This is a genomic window from Gammaproteobacteria bacterium (ex Lamellibrachia satsuma) (assembly GCA_019623805.1).
Taxonomy (GTDB): Bacteria; Pseudomonadota; Gammaproteobacteria; order Chromatiales; family Chromatiaceae; genus QGON01.
Genome location: CP053680.1, coordinates 3,825,528 through 3,846,088 on the forward strand (window position 1 = coordinate 3,825,528; position 20,561 = coordinate 3,846,088).

The 20,561-nt window shown below is 58.3% G+C and carries 17 protein-coding genes; 14 read left to right on the forward strand and 3 right to left on the reverse strand.

The features are described from left to right. The first annotated feature begins 93 nt into the window (after positions 1-93). The gene (gene rnd / locus HPY30_16440) at positions 94-1,242 is read left to right on the forward strand and encodes a ribonuclease D (GenBank protein QYZ67427.1); all 1,149 of its coding nucleotides are present in this window, start codon (positions 94-96) and stop codon (positions 1,240-1,242) included. 121 nt (positions 1,243-1,363) lie between these two features. Here rnd and HPY30_16445 read toward each other — a convergent pair whose 3' ends face one another. From HPY30_16445 to HPY30_16455, 3 genes are all read right to left on the reverse strand, one after another. Continuing rightward, complete coding sequence (locus HPY30_16445; protein QYZ67428.1) at positions 1,364-2,560, reverse strand: hypothetical protein; 1,197 nt, start codon at positions 2,558-2,560, stop codon at positions 1,364-1,366. A gap of 147 nt (positions 2,561-2,707) precedes the next feature. Beyond that, entirely contained in the window at positions 2,708-5,905 is a 3,198-nt protein-coding gene (locus HPY30_16450) for a DEAD/DEAH box helicase (GenBank protein ID QYZ67429.1), read from the reverse strand. A gap of 20 nt (positions 5,906-5,925) precedes the next feature. Beyond that, entirely contained in the window at positions 5,926-7,737 is a 1,812-nt protein-coding gene (locus HPY30_16455) for a RecQ family ATP-dependent DNA helicase (GenBank protein QYZ67430.1), read from the reverse strand. 278 nt (positions 7,738-8,015) lie between these two features. Between HPY30_16455 and HPY30_16460 the strand changes: the two genes are divergently transcribed. The 13 genes from HPY30_16460 to HPY30_16520 all read left to right on the forward strand — a co-directional run bounded on the left by HPY30_16460 (position 8,016) and on the right by HPY30_16520 (position 20,535). Beyond that, entirely contained in the window at positions 8,016-8,384 is a 369-nt protein-coding gene (locus HPY30_16460) for a hypothetical protein (protein ID QYZ67431.1), read from the forward strand. 110 nt (positions 8,385-8,494) lie between these two features. Further along, positions 8,495-10,342 (forward strand): copper resistance system multicopper oxidase, encoded by a 1,848-nt coding sequence (locus tag HPY30_16465; protein QYZ67432.1) that lies wholly within the window; start codon positions 8,495-8,497, stop codon positions 10,340-10,342. Positions 10,343-10,356: 14 nt separating this feature from the next. Next, the gene (locus tag HPY30_16470) at positions 10,357-11,055 is read left to right on the forward strand and encodes a copper resistance protein B (protein QYZ68102.1); all 699 of its coding nucleotides are present in this window, start codon (positions 10,357-10,359) and stop codon (positions 11,053-11,055) included. Positions 11,056-11,123: 68 nt separating this feature from the next. Next, on the forward strand, positions 11,124-11,630 hold the full coding sequence (locus tag HPY30_16475; GenBank protein QYZ67433.1) for a cytochrome c: 507 nt from the start codon (positions 11,124-11,126) through the stop codon (positions 11,628-11,630). 20 nt (positions 11,631-11,650) lie between these two features. After that, complete coding sequence (locus HPY30_16480; protein QYZ67434.1) at positions 11,651-12,148, forward strand: DUF411 domain-containing protein; 498 nt, start codon at positions 11,651-11,653, stop codon at positions 12,146-12,148. 9 nt (positions 12,149-12,157) lie between these two features. Next, on the forward strand, positions 12,158-12,601 hold the full coding sequence (locus HPY30_16485) for a DUF4399 domain-containing protein (protein QYZ67435.1): 444 nt from the start codon (positions 12,158-12,160) through the stop codon (positions 12,599-12,601). 25 nt (positions 12,602-12,626) lie between these two features. After that, positions 12,627-13,079 (forward strand): cytochrome c, encoded by a 453-nt coding sequence (locus HPY30_16490; GenBank protein QYZ67436.1) that lies wholly within the window; start codon positions 12,627-12,629, stop codon positions 13,077-13,079. A gap of 34 nt (positions 13,080-13,113) precedes the next feature. Beyond that, complete coding sequence (locus tag HPY30_16495; GenBank protein QYZ67437.1) at positions 13,114-13,515, forward strand: DUF302 domain-containing protein; 402 nt, start codon at positions 13,114-13,116, stop codon at positions 13,513-13,515. Then, positions 13,516-13,872, forward strand: a complete 357-nt coding sequence (locus HPY30_16500) for a cation transporter (GenBank protein ID QYZ67438.1) — start codon at positions 13,516-13,518, stop codon at positions 13,870-13,872. Between the two features lie 185 nt (positions 13,873-14,057). Beyond that, a complete protein-coding gene (locus HPY30_16505; GenBank protein QYZ67439.1) occupies positions 14,058-14,465 on the forward strand; it encodes a hypothetical protein in 408 nt (135 codons plus the stop codon). A 147-nt stretch (positions 14,466-14,612) separates the two neighbouring features. Beyond that, positions 14,613-15,899: a TolC family protein gene (locus tag HPY30_16510; GenBank protein QYZ67440.1), complete on the forward strand. Its 1,287-nt coding sequence runs from the start codon at positions 14,613-14,615 to the stop codon at positions 15,897-15,899. Next, positions 15,896-17,335: an efflux RND transporter periplasmic adaptor subunit gene (locus HPY30_16515; protein ID QYZ67441.1), complete on the forward strand. Its 1,440-nt coding sequence runs from the start codon at positions 15,896-15,898 to the stop codon at positions 17,333-17,335. The genes HPY30_16510 and HPY30_16515 overlap by 4 nt, the downstream gene beginning before the upstream one ends. Then, a complete protein-coding gene (locus HPY30_16520; GenBank protein QYZ67442.1) occupies positions 17,332-20,535 on the forward strand; it encodes an efflux RND transporter permease subunit in 3,204 nt (1,067 codons plus the stop codon). Before HPY30_16515 ends, HPY30_16520 begins: the two co-directional genes overlap by 4 nt. The last annotated feature ends 26 nt before the right edge of the window (positions 20,536-20,561 follow it).

Sequence of the window (20,561 nt, forward strand, 5' to 3'; positions counted from 1 at the left end):
CGGGTTATGGTTTTATACTCACGTGAGGACACCGCAGTAGAACCAGCAACATGTTATGCTCGCGGCTTTATCATTCCAGGAGTGCTGCTGATCATGCAGGAGTTCCACGTCGATTCCGTTACCGGACTGAACGCGCTTTGCGACCAACTGCGTGGCAGTGAGTGGCTGGCGGTGGATACAGAATTCATGCGGGAGAAGAGCTATTTTCCCCAACTCTGTCTCTTGCAGGTGAGCAACGGGCAGCTGGCCGCATCTGTAGATCCGTTGGCAATTGACGATCTCGCCCCGCTGCTGGATATCCTCTACGATCCGGCAATAGTGAAGATCTTTCACTCCGGGCACCAGGACCTGGAGATCTTCTATCTACTGCGGCAGAGTCTGCCGGGGCCATTGTTCGATACCCAATTGGCGGCAACCCTGCTGGGTCTGGGCGATCAGGTGGGTTACGGTACCCTGGTGCAGCAGGTGCTGGATCATAGCCTGGAGAAGGGCCATACACGAACCGACTGGTCACGACGCCCCCTGGAGCAGGAGCAGTTACGTTATGCGCTCGATGATGTGATCTACCTGGGCGAGGTCTATCTGAAGCTGGTCGCCAGTCTACAAGAGAAAGGGCGGGATCGATGGTTGGAGGATGACTTCGCACGCTTGGCCGATCCCACGACCTATGCAGTAGATCCAGATGAGTCCTGGCAGCGGGTCAAAGGACGGCAGCGTCTCAAAGGCATTCAACTTGCCGTGTTGAAGGCATTATCAGCGTGGCGTGAAGAACGGGCGATTGCGGCGGACCGCCCCCGTCGCTGGATTATCAAAGACGAGGTGCTGCTGGAATTGGCTCGGCGCATGCCTGAGAAGATCCGGCAACTCGAACGGATTCGCGGTCTTGAAAGCGGGACAGTGAAGCGTTTTGGCGAGACGCTGCTGGAGAGGATTGCAGATGCCCGTAAAACCCCCAAGGAGCAGTGGCCTGAGGAAAAACGGCGTTCTCCCCGGCTCTCCATCAACCAGGAAGCGATGGCCGATCTCCTTATGTGCAGTCTGCGTCTGTTGGCGGCGAGGGAAGGCATCACGCCATCGGCCCTGGCGTCACAAGGTGACATCGAAAGGCTGATTCTTGGAGAACGGAACCTGGCGATCCTTGATGGCTGGCGCAAGTTGATTGCTGGAGAAGCGTTACTGGAGGTATTGGCAGGCAGGTGCGCCCCGCGAGTAGAGGAAGGGAAGATATACCTCCGGCCTTAGTGGGTGTGCTCATCGTGGCGGCAATCGATGGGGTCAGACTCGATTGGTTATAAGAGGATTGGCTGAGGTGCTTTTAGCCGGAGAAACGCCATTAGCACTGGGTCGGCTCTGCCCTGGTGCTTCAGAGGGCTGTTCTGGCCCGCATATAATGGATAAAGAGTGCCGGATTCAACTGCTTCAGCTCGCCGCGTCGCTCTATCTCGGTTGCGCCCGGGGTGTTTTGAGACGGTTGATCCTCTCGCAGCATGTGATAGACCCGCACATAGGACGGAGGATAGAGTTCGTCGCCTTCGGGGGGCGGGAGTTGCCGCGCCAGGCCGGGGCGGATCAATAACAACCAGGCAGGGAAATCCTCTGCGGTCAGTTCCGGGTCCAGGGTCAGAAAAAGCCGCCACATCTGTTGCAAGTCCGTATCTGCCTCGGTGGCGATCGCTGCCGCCTCATGAGGAGAAGACCAGCATAGCCGGATCCAGCTTTGCAGGGACTCCAGCAGGTTGTGCAGGCGTCCGCAGGCATGGGCGTGGCGGCGCAGCAGCAGGGCTTGTTGTGGCCAGCCGGGATCCTCCTGAGTTGCCCGGCGTACCGTTTCCCAGTCAAAGGCACGGCTCGCCGCGTAGCTGGCATGCAGCTCCGGCCGGGTGGGGTCGAAGGCCAGGTCCTCGAGGGCGTCGGTGAGTCGCTGCCAATAAGGCACCAGCAGATTGCGGCTTTCGCGCCCCAGCTCCCTTTCGGCTAGAGGCAGGAGTTCATCCATCAGATACCGGAGTTCCCACTCGCAGTCTGCGACCGGTTCGATCAACCGGTCACCTGCCTCAACCATTCGTTCCAACGCTCCCAGCGGGGGATGCCCCGGATCCACCTCATACAACTGATCGAGCAGGCGATGGGCTTCCTCGTTGTTGCGATCGATAAGCGCCAGGACGATACCATTGGCCAGACTGGTGGCTGTGGCGTCCATGAACAGGTCGAACTGAGGCTGATCATTGGCCTTGCGAAATACAGTATGGAAGCGCTGCTCCCGGATGATGTTGTCGCTGAAGCTGAGTGGGGATCCACCGCTATCTCCCCAAGCGTGGTAGCGCAGGGTTTCCGGTTGCAGGCCCAGGGCAGTTGCATACTCCTGGGCCTCGGCCAGAAGGCCGTCCAACCTTTCCGGGTCGCCGAACAACACCTGTTCCAGTCGTGGGATATCAGCGGTGCGCCAAGCCTCATAATCGCTGTAATCCAGACGCCCCTCTGCCAGCAAAAGTTCAAGGGGGCTGTATTCACCCTGCTCCAGGAGCAGCTGATCGACGGCGTGTTGGATAGGGTGGCTCATGATGTTATCCCGAACTCGGGGGAAGTGCTCAGCAAAAACGCCCGATCCGCTATGCTTGATCGTGCCTACGTCTCGAGCAAAAGGAAATAATCCCCGCGTAAGCGCTTATGTATCACAGATTGTCGCTTTGCGGCCACCTTTCATGGTTTAGACCAACGGCCCGAACAGCGCTTTCAGGTCTTGCTCGGTCCATTGGGGATCGGCGGCGCCGGTGCTGTCATAGAGTGCATCGGCCAGTGCCTGTTTGCGTTCCTGCATGGACTGGATCCGTTCCTCTACCGAACCCTCGCTGATCAGCTTGTAGACAAATACCGGATTTTCCTGACCGATGCGGTGGGCCCGGTCGGTGGCCTGGCGCTCCACGGCCGGGTTCCACCAGGGATCATAATGGATGACCGTGTCGGCTGCAGTAAGATTGAGGCCCATGCCGCCGGCCTTGAGGCTGATGAGAAACAGGGGCACCTTGCCGGCCTGAAAACGATCGATGGGGGTGGCTCGATCGCGGGTGCTGCCGGTGAGCAGGACATAGTCGATACCGGCCGTCTGCAGTGCCTGCTCGATCAGTCCCAACATGGAGGTGAATTGAGAGAAGAGCAGGATGCGGCGACCCTCTTCGATCATCTCCGGCAGCAGATCCATGAGCAGTTCCAGTTTGGCGGAGTGTCCGGCCTCGATCCGCCCCCGCTCTTCCGGGCTGATCAGGCGTGGATCGCAACATACCTGACGCAGCTTGAGCAGGGCGGTGAGGATCAGGATGCCGCAGCGGGAGAGGCCTTTTTCAGCTACCTCTTTACGCACCCGTTGGTACATGTTCTGACGGATATCCTCATAGAGTTCCCGTTGTGTTTCCCCAAGTACCACCGTGCGCAGGATCTCGGTCTTGGGCGGCAGTTCCGGCGCCACCGCCTGCTTGGTGCGCCGTAACAGGAAGGGTCGGATGCGGCGGCGCAGCCGGTCGGCCTGATACTCGTCGCCCCATTTTTCAATCGGCTTACGGCAACGCCGTCGGAACTGATGCTCCTCTCCCAGCAGACCGGGCAACAGGAAATCGAACAGGGACCAGAGTTCTCCCAGATGGTTTTCCATCGGCGTGCCGGTCAGACATACCCGGTGTCTGGCATTGAGCTGGCGTGCGATTGCGCCAACCTTGGCCTTGGGATTCTTGATGGCCTGGGCCTCGTCCAGGATCAGCAGGTGATACTCCTGGATCAGTAGCCGGTCCTGATCCCGCAGCAGCAGGGGATAGGTGGTGATCAGCAGATCCTGTTCCCCCATTCCTTCGAACAGTTCATGCCGCTGGGGACCGTGCAGGACCCGCGTCCGCAGATCGGGAGCGAAGCGTTGCGCCTCCCGCTGCCAGTTGGCCATAAGGCTGGTGGGGGCGACCACCAGGCTGGGCCTGTCCAGTTGCCCCTGTTCTTTTTCGTACAGCAGATGAGCCAGGGTCTGCACAGTCTTGCCGAGTCCCATGTCATCCGCCAGTATGCCACCCAGTCGATGAGTCCGCAGAAATTGCAGCCAGTCCAGTCCCCGTTGCTGGTAGGGACGCAGTTCTGCCCGCAGGCCCGCCGGTGGCGTTATGGCGGGGATGGCTCCGATGTTGCGTAGGGTCTCTGCCAGGCTGTGTAACGCTTCCGCGCCCAGCCATTGCAAGGGTTCCCCGTCCGGTGACTCGTCCAGTTCCGCCAAACGGGCCAACTGGAAGCGGTTGAGCCGTAGACGCTGCATCTCGTCGAGCCTGCTGTCGTGCAGCTCGAACAGGCTCTCCATGATCCGGCGAACGCGGTTTTGGGAGAGGAGCAGGTGGCGGCCGTCTTCCAGGGGTACGGCCATCCCACACTCATGGATCAGCCCATCCAGTCTCTCCCCGCGCCGGTCCGGTGGCAGTTCGTGCAGCCACTGCACCAGGGCTGGCAACAGGTTGATGCGCTGGCCCTCCAGAACGATGCCGATGCTGACACCGTAGCCATCCGCCCCCGTTTCCAGGGGTTCGAGTTCACTGTACCAGTGGTCCGGGCGGGCCAGGCGGTGGGGGAAATCCTTGTCACAGGTTACCCGCCAACCCTGCGTCTCCCATTCCGGCAGTTGACGGGATTGAAAATCGAGCCAGGGGAGAGGCTCGTCTGCAAGCGAAAAACAGTCGGTTGCTCTCTCCCTGCTCTGACCTTCATGGATGCGAAAACCCAATGTGATGAGTTGCTCTATACAGCGCTGCTCGGCGGGTTCATCCCGGATCAGATGTACCTGTGCGCCGTCTTTGAACTGTATAGGCGCTCCCCGGGTGCCGATGCGGATTTCGTGATACTTGAATGAGAGGCAGGCCAGGGGCATCTCCGGTCCGCAGAGGTGCAGGCAGGGCCGGGGCGCCACAGGGGGACGCCGCTCAACCCTGATCTGTCGCAAGGGGGGTAGGGTGGTGTCAGGAAAGTGCTTTTGCAGGTCGGCCGTTACCTTGGGAACCTGTTCCGGGGTCACGGGTGGCATGGCGGCCAGCGCCTCTACCAAGGCGCCGGGCAGATCACTCGCCAAGGGGGTGCATCGATCAGACTCCAGACACCAGAGAGAGGCGAGGAAAATGGTGGCGCGTTCATGCCATCTGATCCGTTGATTGCCGATGGAATCCACTTCCCAGCAGGGGGTTGCAGATTGTGGCTTGCCCAGACGCAGAGTCTTCCCGGAAACATGTCCCAGATGGCAACGCCCGGTCTCCAGCATGGCGCGCAGCAGCTGTTCACCTGACTTACCCTTGAGCGACGGCTTTGCCTCTCCCCCCTGATTCAGGCCAGCCAGAATATCGAGATCGGTCTGAAGCAGAAAACGTGGAGGTGTTCCCCGCTGAGCCCAAGCGGGTTCATAGATACGATCCTCCACGTAACCGCCGTTTTTCAGTGCCCGGGCGCAACGGGTCTCAACTTCTATCCGTGTAGGATCAACCGGGTCGGGGCGGAGGAGATAGGTCAGGCGCTGATGCACTCCAGGCGGATAGTCCAGCAACCCCGCCATGGGTCGTCCCAATGGATGCTTAGCCTTTCTGGTTTCCTGCGCCTCGCTTGGTATCTCCTGCTCATCCAGCAATACCTTGATCAGCACAGCGGCCACATGTGAACAATTCTGTCCTGATGAACAGCTGCACTCCCCGTTGATCTGGATCTTCTCGCCCGGATCCATTTGTACGCGGACATAGACCCGTAACCGCTGTTGATCGGCGTTGATCAGTGCCGTGATCAACGCCCCCCCTCGCTGAACCTGGGGTATGAAGGCGGCATGATTCTTGAGGAAGCGGGAACCTTGCTCAAGCCAGGCTGGGCCAAAGCGTTCGCGTAAGTCTTTCAGAGTGTGGATCATGGTTGGGGAGCAGTGGCAAATCAGTCGGAGCGGTTTGTACGCTTTTCTGCCCAGACGAGTACTTTGTCAAAGGGCATCTGGTCCAACTTGCCGAACAGTGGATGCCCGGTCAGTTTCTCCCGGCTCAACCGGGGGGAAGTGATTCCACAGAGAAGCCGGGTCAGCAGGCGTGCGTCCGCAAGACTTTCTCCCTGTTCCTGTTTCAGGTTGCTAACCTCCTGCCATATCCCATCGCTGATGGAAACGGTCCGGCGCGGCGCTATCCTTTGTTTCCCCCGGCGGCACCAGCTGCAGTGTCCACAGGGTTGCTCCCGCTGTTCGCCGAAGTGGGCTGACAGGGCGTTGGTCTGACAGCCGTCCAGGTCCACCAGGTCGAGTACCTGTTGCAGGCGATGGACCTCCGCCTTCTCTCGTTTGAGCATGCGCTGGTGTAGTTCGTGGGCCAATTCCTGGGCGGGATTGGGTTGACGAAGACGCCGGTAGCGGTGGCGGATGCCGGCCACCTTAACCTCCAGTAACTGCTGTTCCCCCAGCCAGTCGAGGGCGCTGATGATACGTTCCCGGGTGGTTTCCAGGTTGGCGGCGGCCTGGGCCGGATCGAGGCTGAACCAGATTCTGCCCTTGACCGACTGGCGAAACAGGGCAGCGAGAAAAGTTCGACGTTCGCCATCGAAACGGGAGAGGATTTCTGCTGAACTCAGCAGAGGTTTGAACCTGTAATCGGCGTAGAAGGGGATTCCACCCTCCAGATAGCCTGCCAGTTCCAGGTAGGTGAGCAGGGTGCGCAGTACCAGGGGACGGATGTCGTGTAGTGCCGAGAGGGTGTAGAGGCTGACATCGAAGGTGTCACCTTGGTCGAAGAGGTCGTTGATCAGGCTGTGAAGTGCCGACTCATCCGGGGTGTCACCGTAGATGAAATTCTCCAGCACGTTCAGGTCGTCGGCGCAGGCGAGCATCTTGCAGAGGGCGGGTTGTCCGTCACGCCCGGCGCGGCCGATCTCCTGGGAGTAGTTCTCCAGGCTCTTGGGCAGGTTGTAGTGATAGATGGCACGAATATCGGCCTTGTCCACCCCCATGCCGAAGGCGATAGTGGCCACCGCCTCTGCTGTCTTTTGCAGGGTGACATAGACAATGCCGGATCCGGTTGGTGCCTCCCTGATGGCATCAAGCAGTATCCGGTCGCGTTCCGTGGCATCCACCGGTGTGGTCTCGATGGTGAGGTTGGGGCGGTAGAATCCGGTGCGGATGGCACATTCCGGGCCGATTGCAAAGAGCCGGCAGATATCCTCAAGCACCGGTGTCGTGGCGGTGGCGGTTAGGGCCAGGATGCGTTCGGCGCCGAACTCCCGGGCGAATCCCGCCAGCTTGAGATAGTCGGGGCGGAAGTTGTGGCCCCATTCGGAGATGCAGTGGGCCTCGTCCACGGCGAGCAGGGAGATGTCGATCCGGCGCAGGGTCTCGCGGAATCGTTCGTTGTTGAAACGCTCGGGGGCCACGTAGAGCAGACGCAGGGTGCCGCTTCTGAGCTGCGCCATCACCTCCCGGTATTCGTCGGCACTGAGACTGGAATCGAGCCGGCGTGCGCTGATGCCTCGTGCAGTGAGTGCATCGATCTGGTCTTTCATCAGGGCGATCAGAGGCGAGACCACCAGGGTCACCCCGGGCAGCAGCAGCGCGGGCAGTTGGTAACAGAGCGATTTGCCGCCACCGGTAGGGAAGACGGCTGCGGCCGAATGGCCTTCCAACAGATGCTGCATCACTTCCTGTTGACCGGGGCGTGGTTCGGTGAAACCGAAATATTGTCGCAGTGTTGTCTGAATCCTTGACGGCATCTGGACCTCCTGTCCGTTTGTGCTTGATGGGTTCTTTTGCATCCTGGTCTCATCTCCCGGTCGGTTTGAAAGATCCGTTTCCGGTAGAGACCAGATGTTACGGGCCTCAAGATGTGACGGCAAGGCGGTGAGGCATCTCTTCCAGAGAAACGAAGTCAATCCTGTTATTGCATTCGGTTTGACTCCGGCCTCTGACCGACAAAAGAGATGGAACTTTTTTGAAAATTGACTGCCAGAAAAATGATTGAAATAAGAATGAATCTCAGTATTATCTAAATATGCCTCGACTGTCTGACAAATTTCTGGCTCTGCTCCTGACACTTTTGCTGGGGTTATCTCCGTTGCAGGGTGCGATGGCCGGTTTTGCCGCTTCCCCTGACCGGGAGGGGAGCGTGCATCAGATGTCGGATATGTTTGATAGCGGCATGGTTATGGACCAAACGGCCCACGATTGTGAGCAGTGTAATGCTGACGATGGCTGTGCCAACCATAGCTGCTCATCCGGTCAGTGCGCATCCTGCGTGCTTGCGCTGCTGCCGGTTTTCTTACTTCCCACCCATCTTGCCGCAACGCCTGTTTTGCCCAGGGCAGAAAAGGGCTTTGTAAGCCAACTCTCCTCTTCTCTCTTCCGCCCGCCCAGGGCCTGACTTCCTTGCTGCTGATCGCTGATTTATCAGAGATCACCTGACAACTGTTTGTTGACTAAATAGTCAGCGGCTATCACTTTGCCGTTGATTTGCAGAGGAAGATTAACTCCATGAGTAGTATTAACGACCCGATCAAGGGGGTGTGTCTGACGCGCCGCCGATTTGTACAAGGTGTGGCGATGGGTGGCGCCTTCGCTGGGCTGGGGCTGGGGTCCAGCGCGCTGGCCGCCGTCATGAAACAGCAGGGGCCTGAAACCCTGCGCGGCACCGATTTCAATCTGACCATTGGTGAGCAGGCAATCAACTTCACTGGTGCCGCGCAAATTGGCACGACCGTCAATGGTTCACTGCCGGCGCCGATTCTTCGTTGGCGAGAGGGCGATACCGTGACGTTGCGGGTGACCAACCTGTTGCGAGAGACCAGCTCCATTCACTGGCACGGCATTATCCTGCCGAGTGCCATGGACGGGGTGCCGGACATTGCAACAGGGTTTAAAGGTATCAAACCCGGTGAAACCTTCACCTACCGGTTTCCCGTGACCCAGAGCGGCACCTACAGGTACCACAGCCACTCCGGGTTTCAGGAGCAGACTGGTCTCTACGGCCCCATCATCATCGATCCCGGGGAGCCTGAACCCTACACCTATGATCGTGACTACGTGGTGATGCTCTCCGACTGGACCGATGAAGATCCCACCAACGTCTATGCCAAACTGAAAAAGCTCAGCCACTACTACAACTTCAATGAGCGCACCCACGCGGACCTGATGAAGGACATCAAGGAGAAGGGACTGACGGCCACCTGGAATGACCGCAAGATGTGGAATCAGATGCGCATGAGCCAGCGCGATCTGTCGGATGTGACCGGCTATACCTACACCTTCCTGACCAATGGCCAGACCCCGGCGGAAGGCTGGAGCGGGCTGTTCAGAAAAGGTGAAAAGGTTCGCCTGCGTTTCATCAACGGTTCTGCCATGACCTTCTTCGACGTGCGCATTCCCGGTCTGAAGATGACCGTGGTGGCAGCGGATGGTCAGCATATCGAGCCGGTTTCCGTAGATGAGTTCCGCATGGGTGTGGCGGAGACCTATGATGTCATCGTCGAGCCCAAAGATGACACGGCTTACACTATCTTCGCCCAGGATATCGCACGCTCTGGTTATGCCAGGGGCACCCTGACGCCCGATCCCTCATTGACGGCCTCGATCCCCGAAATGGATCCGGTACCGAATCTGGGGCATGACGACATGGGCATGAACATGATGAACCATGCCGGGCATGACATGTCGGGCATGGACCACAGCCAGCACCAGATGCCTGACGGGAAGATGATGCCGGGGATGCAGATGTCTGGCGATATGGATATGGGTGGCATGCAGATGGCTCCGATGCCATCCGCGAAACCGGCCATGAAGCCCAACCCATCAGACTTCACCGCCAAACCTGTACATCACGCTTCAACGGAATACGGCCCTCATGTGGACATGCGGGCGGACGCTCCCCAGTACCGGCTGGATGATCCCGGTGTCGGCCTGCGTAACAACGGCCGTCGTGTGCTGACCTATGCGGATCTGAAAAACCTGCACACCACCCATGATCACCGTGATCCGGATCGTGAGATCGAACTCCACCTCACAGGCAACATGGGCCGTTACATGTGGTCCGTCAACGGCGTCAAACACAGCGACGCCGAACCCCTACGCTGGAAACTGGGCGAACGCCTGCGCATCACCTTCGTCAACGACACCATGATGAACCACCCGATGCATCTGCATGGCATGTGGAGTGACCTGGAGACCGGTGACAACAACTTCATCCCGCGCAAACACACCGTGATCGTGCAGCCGGGTTCCCGCATCAGTTATCGGGTCACCGTGGATGCGGAGGGAGGCTGGGCTTATCACTGCCATCTGCTCTATCACATGCTCGGCATGTTCCGCACCGTCGTCGTCAGTTGAGGAGGAAATAAATGATGAAAAAGACATTGGCTGCGTTGATGGCGATCGGATTATCCAACCCCGTTTTTGCTGGTGGAGCAGATGATCCTCTGGTCTACCAGGTGATGATCGACAAACTGGAGACCAGGGGTACGAGTGGTTCCAATCCGCTGGTGCTGGAAGCGGACGCCTGGATTGGATACGACCTCAACAAGTTCTGGTTCAAGACAGAAGTGGAGCGCGTGAATGGCGAAACTGAGGAGGCTGAAGTGCAGTTCCTCTATAGCCGCGCCATCGCACCATTTTGGGATCTCCAGGTTGGCTGGCGACGGGATATAAAACCGGATCCGAACCGGGACTTCCTGGCCTTCGGTTTCAAAGGCCTGGCGCCCTATCTGTTCGAGGTGGATGCCGGCATCTTTATCGGTGAGTCAGGGCAGATCGGAGCTCGCTTGGATGCAGAATACGAATATATGTTCACGCAGAAGTTGATCCTGTCGCCAGAGGTCGAGATGAATCTCTACAGCAAGGATGTCGAAGTGATCGGCGTCGGTTCCGGTCCCTCCGATATGGAGTTGGGGCTGCGGTTGCGCTACGAGATACGGCGGGAGTTTGCTCCCTACATAGGTGTCAACTGGACAGGGAAATTCGGCCAGACTGCCGACTTTGCCAGAGATGAAGGTGAGAATACCAGCGATGCTCAGATTGTTGCCGGTATCCGCGCCTGGTTCTGATTGGTGATGAAGAAGTTGGAGTTAATTTTGAATTTGATCCCTGCCGCCAGACAACGGGAGAGAGAGTAATGAAGAGAAGATTGTTGAGCCTGTTGCCGCTGATGGGACTGGTTGTATTGGCCGGTTGCAGCGAGCAGCAGGATGCAGTGGCCAGCATCGAAAAAGCGGTTGTTTCGCCGCCAGTATCTCCATCCGTTCAGCGTTGGTACAACCAGGAGCAGGTTGCGAGGGGCAATGTACTGTTCCAGACGAATTGCGCTAGCTGCCACATGCCGGACGCATCGGGCACGCCGAACTGGAAAGAACCGCTGCCCGATGGCAAATATCCACCTCCACCCCTGAATGGTGCCGCTCATACCTGGCACCATCCGCTATCCGTGTTGCGCCGAACCGTGCAACGGGGAGGCATTCCTCTCGGCGGAACTATGCCGAGCTTCGCTGACATACTGAGCAATAGACAGATCGATGACATTCTGGCCTGGGTACAGACTCACTGGTCCGATGAGATCTATCGCGTGTGGCACGAGCGGAATGCTCAGGCCGGTAAACCAATACAGTCCAGTAATAAAGGCTGATAATCACAGAGGAAAAAATCATGCCAAAGACAAATATTAAGAAGTCGAAGAAATCACCCTTTTACGGAAAACTTGCTGGTTGGTTGCTGACCGGGATCACGCTGGTTGCGGGTGGCGTACTGTTCAGCCAGCAACCCGCTGAGGCGGCTGATGTAGTGGTCTACAAAAGTCCGACCTGCGGTTGCTGCAAAGATTGGGTCAGCCATATGAAAGAGAATGGCTATTCGGTGGAGGTACACAACCAGAGCAATATGAGTTCGATCAAAACAGAGCTTGGCGTGCCGCGCAACATGCAATCCTGTCATACCGCCAAGGTCGGGGGATATATCATAGAGGGACACGTGCCTGCGGATGTAGTTGCCCGCCTGTTGAAAGAGAAACCGCCGATCAAAGGTCTTGCCGTACCCGGCATGCCCATGGGTTCGCCAGGGATGGAAGGGCCGAGGAAAGATCCATATAACGTTGTGACTATTCAGGAAAACGGGAAAGCCACCGTCTATGCCAGCCGGAACCAGTAGGAGATAGAGATGAATAAGAAGAGGCTTGTTTCCGCCATCACATCCGTTCTGGCAATGGCACTGCTGCTGGCGACACCCATCTCGGGGGCGCATTCGCCACCGGAAGAGGCAAAGATCTATTTTGTTGGTCTTACGGATGGAGAAGTGGTGAAGAGTCCGTTTAAAGTGAAATTCGGCATCAAGGGTTTCGGTATCACCCCTGCCGGGACCAAGGGCAAGCGCCGGCACACTGCAGGCCATCATCACCTTCTTGTGGATTTGGATCAGACACCGGATATGGATGAGACGATACCAAGGGATGCACATAACATGCATTTTGATGAAGGGGAGACTGAAACTCTGCTGGAGCTGCCACCCGGTAGACATACGCTCCAGTTATTGTTGGGCGATGAGCAACACGAACCCCAGGATCCGCCTCTGCTCTCCGAAAAGATTACCATCACTGTACGGTGATCTTCAGTGCTGGAGGAAAACCGCTTTGAATAGACCAAGAGGAAAATTTGGATTGAGTGTGCTGGTTCTGCTGTTGGTGACTGGTGCCACGTTGGCTGCCGACATGATGATGAACCACAGCATGGGCAGGCACCACCAAGGCATGATGGTGGGGGTTCCTGAACCCTACAGAGATATGCGAAATCCATTGTCTGCATCCGATGAGGTGGTAGTTGAGGGCGGGCAGCTCTTCCAGGCCAACTGCGCTGTCTGTCACGGTAAACTGGGTTATGGAAACGGGCCAGCCGCCGAGGAGCTTTCGCCCCGTCCCTCCAATCTTAATGCCTTCATGAAGATGCGCATGATGGCCAGAGACAACTATCTCTTCTGGACCATCAGCGAGGGTGGCAAGCGATTCAATACGGCTATGCCGGCCTTCAAGGATTCACTCAGCGAAAAGGATCGCTGGAAGATTATCCGTTTCCTGAGGACGCTATAGTTTTTATCAACAAACCAAGAGAGGAAAGATAATCATGTACAGCTTTTCAACCCGACTGACGGGAAACATTAACGAGATCGAGGCGAAGTTGGTCGATGCCCTGAAAGAAGAGGGATTCGGCATCCTGACCGAGATCAATGTCCAGGCTACGCTGAAGAAAAAACTCGGTTTGGAGAAACGTCCCTACAAAATCCTGGGCGCTTGCAACCCAACCCTGGCAAATCAGGCAATCGATGCAGAGCCCGATATTGGTCTGCTGCTGCCGTGCAATGTGGTGATCCGTGAAGAGGAGGATGGTGCAATCACAGTTGCATTTATGGATCCGGAAGCGGTCCTGAGTCTGGTGGATCGGGATGACGTGGCCGATCTGGCGAAAGAGGTGCGTTCCCGTCTCCTTCGTGTACGCGGGGTGGTGGGGGGGAGTGTTGTGGACTAAATGGCGAAAGCACAAGACCCCATGAAACCTGTAGGCACCTGGGAAGTCAGGCACAGGATTAAAATACCGGCACTGGTGCATGCTGCTGATGCGATGGTAGTGGAACGTGCGGTCAGCGCCTTGCCGGGAGTTTGTAAGGTGGCCACCGATGTGGAAAAACATCAGGTCATTGTGCGTTACGACGCCACTCAATCGGCCTACCAGGTGATTGCCGATGTGTTGGAAAACACCGGCTTTCCGCCATTGGATAGTTGGTGGAGCCGGTTCAAGGGTAATTGGTTTCAATTTTCCGATACCAATGCCAGAGACAATGCAAATGCGCCACCTCCCGCCTGTTGTAATAAACCACCCAAGTAGAAGGGTAGGTGATGTATCGCTGTTCGCATTTGTCAGGTAAGTCGACCGTGAGTCGATAGGGATGGAATAGACTTGTGACTGGCCATGATGTCTGTTCAAATCCAGTGCTCAGCGGCGGAACCATTCGTTGCCAGCAGTGTCTTTAACTGAACATATGAAAACCTTGGGAAGTAAGAAGCCTTAAGATGTCATTTGTCCGCGACAACAGTCTTCGATTGACCACCTGGATGCTGGTGGTGGTATTGCTGTTGTCCTGGGGGCAGGGTGCCTTGGCGGCTTTTGGGCAGCACTCCATGCCGATGGGAGAGGACTCCCATAAGGTCATGAGTGATGATCAGCATTGCCAGATGCCCAAGATGGTGGACACTCTGTGTCGTTGTGACACCGCTCATCTCAATCTGCAGCAGGTTCTGCCGCAGCGCGATTCCAATCTCCTGACCTTTGAGCGCATCGATCAGCCGGTTCTGGTCTCCAAAGATCTGGGGGACCTGCGCCCGGTAAGGGGGCCACCCCGCGATGAGATTCTGTTCTCCTTCCCGGCCCCGCCAGTTCCAATACCCCCACGCCTGAGTTTCTGCTGCCTGCGTATCTGATACCTCCTGTTGTCTGACGATCGTTTCAGCAGGCAGCATCCCGTTCTCCACCCCCTGATGTTTTAGCGTCCGCCAGGACGACTCGAATTTGCTTGGGGTGAGGAAACCCCTGCTGCCAATCCCGAATCAAACAGCAGGTTTCCATCAATGATCTCTTTTTCGCAACGCCGGGTGCGTGCCGCCCTTCTCTTTGTGTGCGGTATGGTCTGGCAGAACAGCCAGGCGGCCGGTACTTTGTCGATCGACCAGGCGGTGAGCCTGGCGTTACAAGGTAATCCGGGTCTCGCTGAGATAGAGGCCAGGGCAGAAGCTGCTGCCCAGCGGCCGAGTCAGGTTGGCGCCTTGGCCGATCCTGTGTTGTCCTTCAATGCCGCCAATCTTCCCCTGGACAGTTTTGATCTGACCCAGGAAGCCATGACCCAATTTCAGGTCGGCATCAGCCAGAAACTGCCCTGGTCCGGCAAGCTTGAACTGCGTGCCGAAGCGGCACGCTTGGCGGCCTTGGGCAAGCAGGATAAAGCCCGCGAGGCGCGGCTGATGCTGGTCCGCGATGTGAGGCGCAGCTGGTGGAACCTCTTCTACCTGGATCGCGCCTTGGCCACCGTAGAGGACAATCAGTCGCGGTTGCGCTCTTTCGTCCAGGTGGTGCAGGTCAAATACCGGGTGGGGGAGGGACTGCAGCAGGATGTGCTGCTGGCACAGGTGGAGCTTTCAGGCCAGCTGGAACGGGCGGTACGCCTGCGGGGCATGCGCCGCAGTGAGGCAGCCCGCCTGCAAGCCCTGATGGCCCATCCAGGCGGCTCATCAGTGGAGCTGGAGCTAATAGATCCCCCTGAGCTGGCGGATCTGGAGGGTGAAGATGCGTGGCTGCAGCAGGCTCTGGTTGTGCGTCCCCTGCTGAGTATGAAGCAACATTCGCTGGATGCCTCAGATCGGCGTCTGGAGCTGGCGCGTAGGGGGAACTATCCCGATTTCACCATCAAGGGGGCCTACGGCCTGCGCGGTGGAAACAATCCGGACGGCTCATCCCGCAGCGATTTTCTCTCCATCGGTGTCAGCCTCAACCTGCCGATCTATCAGGGCGATAAACAGAACCGGGAGGTGGATCAGCGCAACAGTGAACGGATGGAGGCCCGCTATGCCCTGGATGATGCCCGGCATGAGATCCGCGAACAGGTGGAGCGGGCGCTGGCGGACTATGAACAGGGCCGGGAGCAAGCCCGTCTGCTGCTCAAAGGAATCATCCCACAGACCGAACAGGCGGTGGCCTCCATGCTTGCCGGTTATCAGGTGGACAAGGTGGATTTCCTCACCCTGGTTCGCACACAGATCAAATTGAACAACTTTCGTATCGCCTACTGGAAGGCACTGAGCCAAGCCAAACAGGCGGAGGCGCGTTTGCTGGCTGCGGTCGGTGGGGAGAAAAAATCATGAATAAATACCTGATAGGTCTCACGGTCGCACTGCTGGTTGGCATAGGTGCTGGAGTTTGGTTGAGTGGTTACCCGTTGCAGATACCCTGGACAGTGCTTGGTGTGGAGGCTGCGGTTGCAGCGCCGGTTAAGGCGGAGGGGAAGAAACCCCTGTTCTGGCGTAATCCCATGAATCCCGCAATTACCTCTCCGGTCTTTACCCAGGATGAGATGGGCATGGACTATCTGCCGGTCTATGCGGATGACGGCGGGGCAGCGGATGAACCGGCCGGCACGGTGAAGATCGACCCGGTGACGGTGCAGAATATCGGTGTGCGCACCGTCACGGCCAAACGTCAGGCCTTTTCGCGCTCGGTACGGGCGCTGGGCCGGGTGATTGCCGATGAGACCCGCATCACCCGTCTGCACCCCAAGACCGAGGGTTGGATCGAAAAACTCTTTATCAACAAGACAGGGGAGCCGGTCAGGAAGGATGACATCCTCTTCTCCATCTACTCCCCCAAGTTGGTCAGCAGCCAGCATGAGTATCTGCTGGCGCTGCGCAATCTGAAGACATTGGGTGAGAGTGAGTATCCCGATATCCGCGAGGGCGCCCGTCAGATGGCAGAGATCTCCCGCGAGCGGCTACAGCTGCTGGATGTGCCGGAACACCAGATTCGGGAGTTGGAACAGAGCGGTAAGACGTTCAAGGCACTGCACGTCCACTCCCCCTTCGACGGCATCGTGATGAAGCTGAATGTGAGCGAGGGGGAGTATGTGACCCCCAAGAGCGAACTCTACCGACTTGCCGACCTCACCAGGGTATGGGTGCAGGTCGATGTCTATGAACATGAGCTGCCCTGGGTGCGTATCGGAGACAAGGCGCAGCTAACCCTGAAGAGCATGCCGGGCCGGACCTTCGAGGGTATCGTCTCCTATATCTACCCCTATGCGGAGGCAAGAACCCGGACCATCAAGGTGCGTCTGGAGCTGGAGAACCCGCAACTGGCCCTGAAGCCGGATATGTTCGCCGATGTGACCCTCAATACCGGGTTGCAGAAGGATGCGGTGGTGGTGCCGGATTCTGCGATTGTGCGTTCCGGTGAACGGGAGCAGGTCTTCGTGGTGCGTGCACCGGGCAAATTCGAGCCACGAACGGTGACCCTGGGTCAGAATAGCGAGGGTTGGGTGCAGGTGCTCGATGGAGTGAACGCCGGTGAAGAGGTGGTGGCCTCTGCTCTGTTTCTGATCGATTCCGAGTCCAAGCTGCGTGAGGCCACTGCCAAGATGCTGGAGGCGGTCAAGGCCGATCAGTCTGTCGGTGGGGCGGATATGGATATGCAGGGGATGTCCATGGACGCACCTGACATGTCGATGGATGCGATGCGCCTCGATAGCAGCGGTTCCGATGCGATGGATATGAGTGGCTTTTCCCTGGATGAAGGGAGCAAGCCATGATTGAGTGGATCATCAACGGTTCCCTGCGCAACCGTTTCCTGATCATCATCAGCAGCCTGCTACTGTTGGCGGCGGGTGTCTGGGCGGTGAAACAGACCCCGCTGGATGCCATCCCGGATCTGTCGGATGTGCAGGTGATCGTCTTCACCGAATTTCCCGGCCAGGCCCCCAAGGTGGTGGAGGAGCAGGTCACCTATCCGCTGACCAGCGCCATGCTCTCGGTGCCCTACGCCAAAACGGTGCGGGGCTACTCCTTCTTCGGTCTCTCCTTCGTCTACATCATCTTCGAGGATGGGACCGACCTCTACTGGGCCCGCTCCCGGGTGCTGGAGCAGCTCAACTACGTCACCAGTCGACTCCCTGATGGGATCAACCCCACTCTGGGACCGGATGCCACCGGGGTCGGCTGGGTCTACGAATACGCCTTGGTGGATCGCAGCGGCAATCAGGACCTCTCCCAGCTGCGTTCGATCCAGGACTGGTATCTGCGCTACCCCCTGCAGACGGTGCCCGGGGTGGCCGAGGTGGCCAGCATCGGTGGTTTCGTGAAGCAGTACCAGGTGGAAGTGGACCCCAATGCCATGGCCGCTTACGGCATCACCCTGGACAAGGTGAAACACGCCATCAAACGTTCCAACAACGACGTGGGTGGGCGGCTGGTGGAGATGACCGAGACCGAGTACATGGTGCGGGCTCGTGGCTATATCAAGAGCCTGGATGACCTGCGGGAGATACCGGTGGCGGTGGATGGCCGGGGGACCCCTGTGCGCTTGCGGGATATCGCCCAGGTGCAGCTGGGGCCGGAGCTGCGCCGTGGCGTGGGCGAGTTGAACGGCGAGGGTGAGACTGCCGGTGGTGTGGTGGTGATGCGTTTTGGCGAAAATGCCCTGACCACGATTCAGCGGGTAAAGGAGAAACTGGAATCGTTGAAGGCTGGGCTGCCGGACGGGGTGGAGATCGTGCCGGTCTATGACCGCTCCGATCTGATCCAGCGGGCGGTGGACAACCTGCAGCACAAGCTGTTGGAGGAGTCGATCGTGGTCTCACTGGTCTGCATCATATTCCTGTTGCACGCCCGCTCCGCGCTGGTGGCGATCCTCACCCTGCCGGTGGGTATCCTGATGGCCTTCATGGTGATGCAGGCCCAGGGTATCAATGCCAACATCATGTCTCTCGGCGGTATCGCCATTGCCATCGGTGCGATGGTGGATGGCGCCATTGTGATGATCGAAAACGCCCACAAACATCTGGAACAGATGGCCCACCGGCTCGACCGCAAGCTGAGTGACCGGGAGCGTTGGCAGGCCATTGGCAACTCCGCCCGAGAGGTGGGGCCGGCGCTCTTCTTCTCGCTGCTGATCATCACCGTTTCCTTTCTGCCGGTGTTTACCCTGCAGGCACAGGAGGGCCGCCTGTTCAGCCCCCTGGCCTTCACCAAGACTTATGCCATGGCCGCCTCGGCAATCCTGGCGGTGACCCTGGTGCCGGTGATGATGGGTTTTTTCATCCGTGGCAAGATCATCTCAGAGGCGAAAAATCCCATCAATCGCCTGCTCCATCTGCTGCATCGTCCGCTATTGTCATTGGCGATCCGGGTGCGCTGGTTGACCCTGGTCGGGGCGGTTGCGCTGCTGGGTTTTACTGTCCAGCCATTGCAGCAGCTGGGCAGTGAGTTCATGCCGCCACTGGATGAAGGGGACATCCTCTACATGCCCACCACCTATCCCGGTATCTCCATCGCCAAGGCCAGGGAGCTGTTGCAGCAGACCGACAAGATCATTGCCAGCTTTCCGGAGGTGGCGACGGTCTACGGCAAGGTGGGCCGGGCCGAGACCGCCACTGACCCGGCGCCCCTGGCGATGCTGGAGACCACGATTCGGCTGAAGCCGCGAGAAGAGTGGCCCGATCCCACCAAGACGACCAAAGAACTGATGAACGAGATGGATGGGACGATAAAGTTCCCAGGGCTGTCCAACAGCTGGACCATGCCGATCAAGACCCGTATCGACATGCTCTCCACCGGCATCAAGACCCCGATTGGGATCAAGGTCAGTGGGCCGGATCTCGGAGTGCTGGAGTCCCTGTCGAAAGAGATCGAGCGGGTTATGAAGACGGTGCCCGATACGGTCTCCGCCTTCGGTGATCGGGCGGTTGGGGGTTACTACCTCGACTTCGACATCGACCGCAAAGAGGCGGCCCGCTACGGACTCACCCTGGGCGATGTGCAGGATGTGATCCAGTCCGCCATCGGTGGCATGAACGTCTCCCGCACGGTTGAGGGGCTGGAGCGCTATCCGATCAACGTGCGTTACCCGAGAGAGCTGCGTGATGATCCGGCGCGGCTCAAGCGGGTGCTGATTCCCACTCCCGGCGGTGAATCCATCCCTCTGGCCCTGGTAGCCGAGATCCATCTGCGCCGGGGGCCGCCGGTAATCAAGAGTGAGGACGCCCGGCCCAACGCCTGGATCTATGTCGATATCAGCACCTCGGATATTGGCGGATATGTGGCAGTGGCCAAGAAGACCGTGAGTGAGCAGGTGAAGATTCCGCCGGGTTATGCCCTGGTCTGGTCGGGACAGTTCGAGTACATGGAGCGGGCTGAGGAGCGGTTGCGCATCGTAGTACCGGCGACGCTGTTGATCATCTTCCTGCTGCTCTTCTTCAATTTCGGCAATCTCAGTTCGCCGCTGGTGGTGATGCTCTCCATCCCCTTCGGCCTGATCGGCGGCATCTGGCTGGTCTACTGGTACGGCTTCAACCTGTCGGTGGCGGTGGTGGTGGGTTTCATCGCCCTGGCCGGGGTGGCGGCGGAGATTGGTGTGCTGGTGCTGACATTCATCGATCAGGCGGTGGCGGAGGCGCGCCACCAGAGGACCAGTCTGGGTGAGGCAGGCTGTCTGACCAAAACCGAACTGATGGACGCGGTGCTCCAGGGCACGGCGGAGCGGGTGCGTCCCATCGCCATGACTGCCACCGCCATCATCGCCGGCCTGCTGCCGATCCTTTGGAGCACCGGCACCGGTTCCGAGGTGATGCAACGTATAGCCGCCCCGATGGTGGGGGGCATGGTGAGTGTCACCGTGCTCTGCTTGCTGGTACTGCCGGTGATCTATGGCCTGGTGTTGCAGTTCAAGGAACGATTCTATTCCAGTGGAACTGTCGAGGAAGCGGAGGAGCTACTGAAAAACAGCGAAGCCTGATTCTTTTTGTGCCAGGGGTCGGTCGG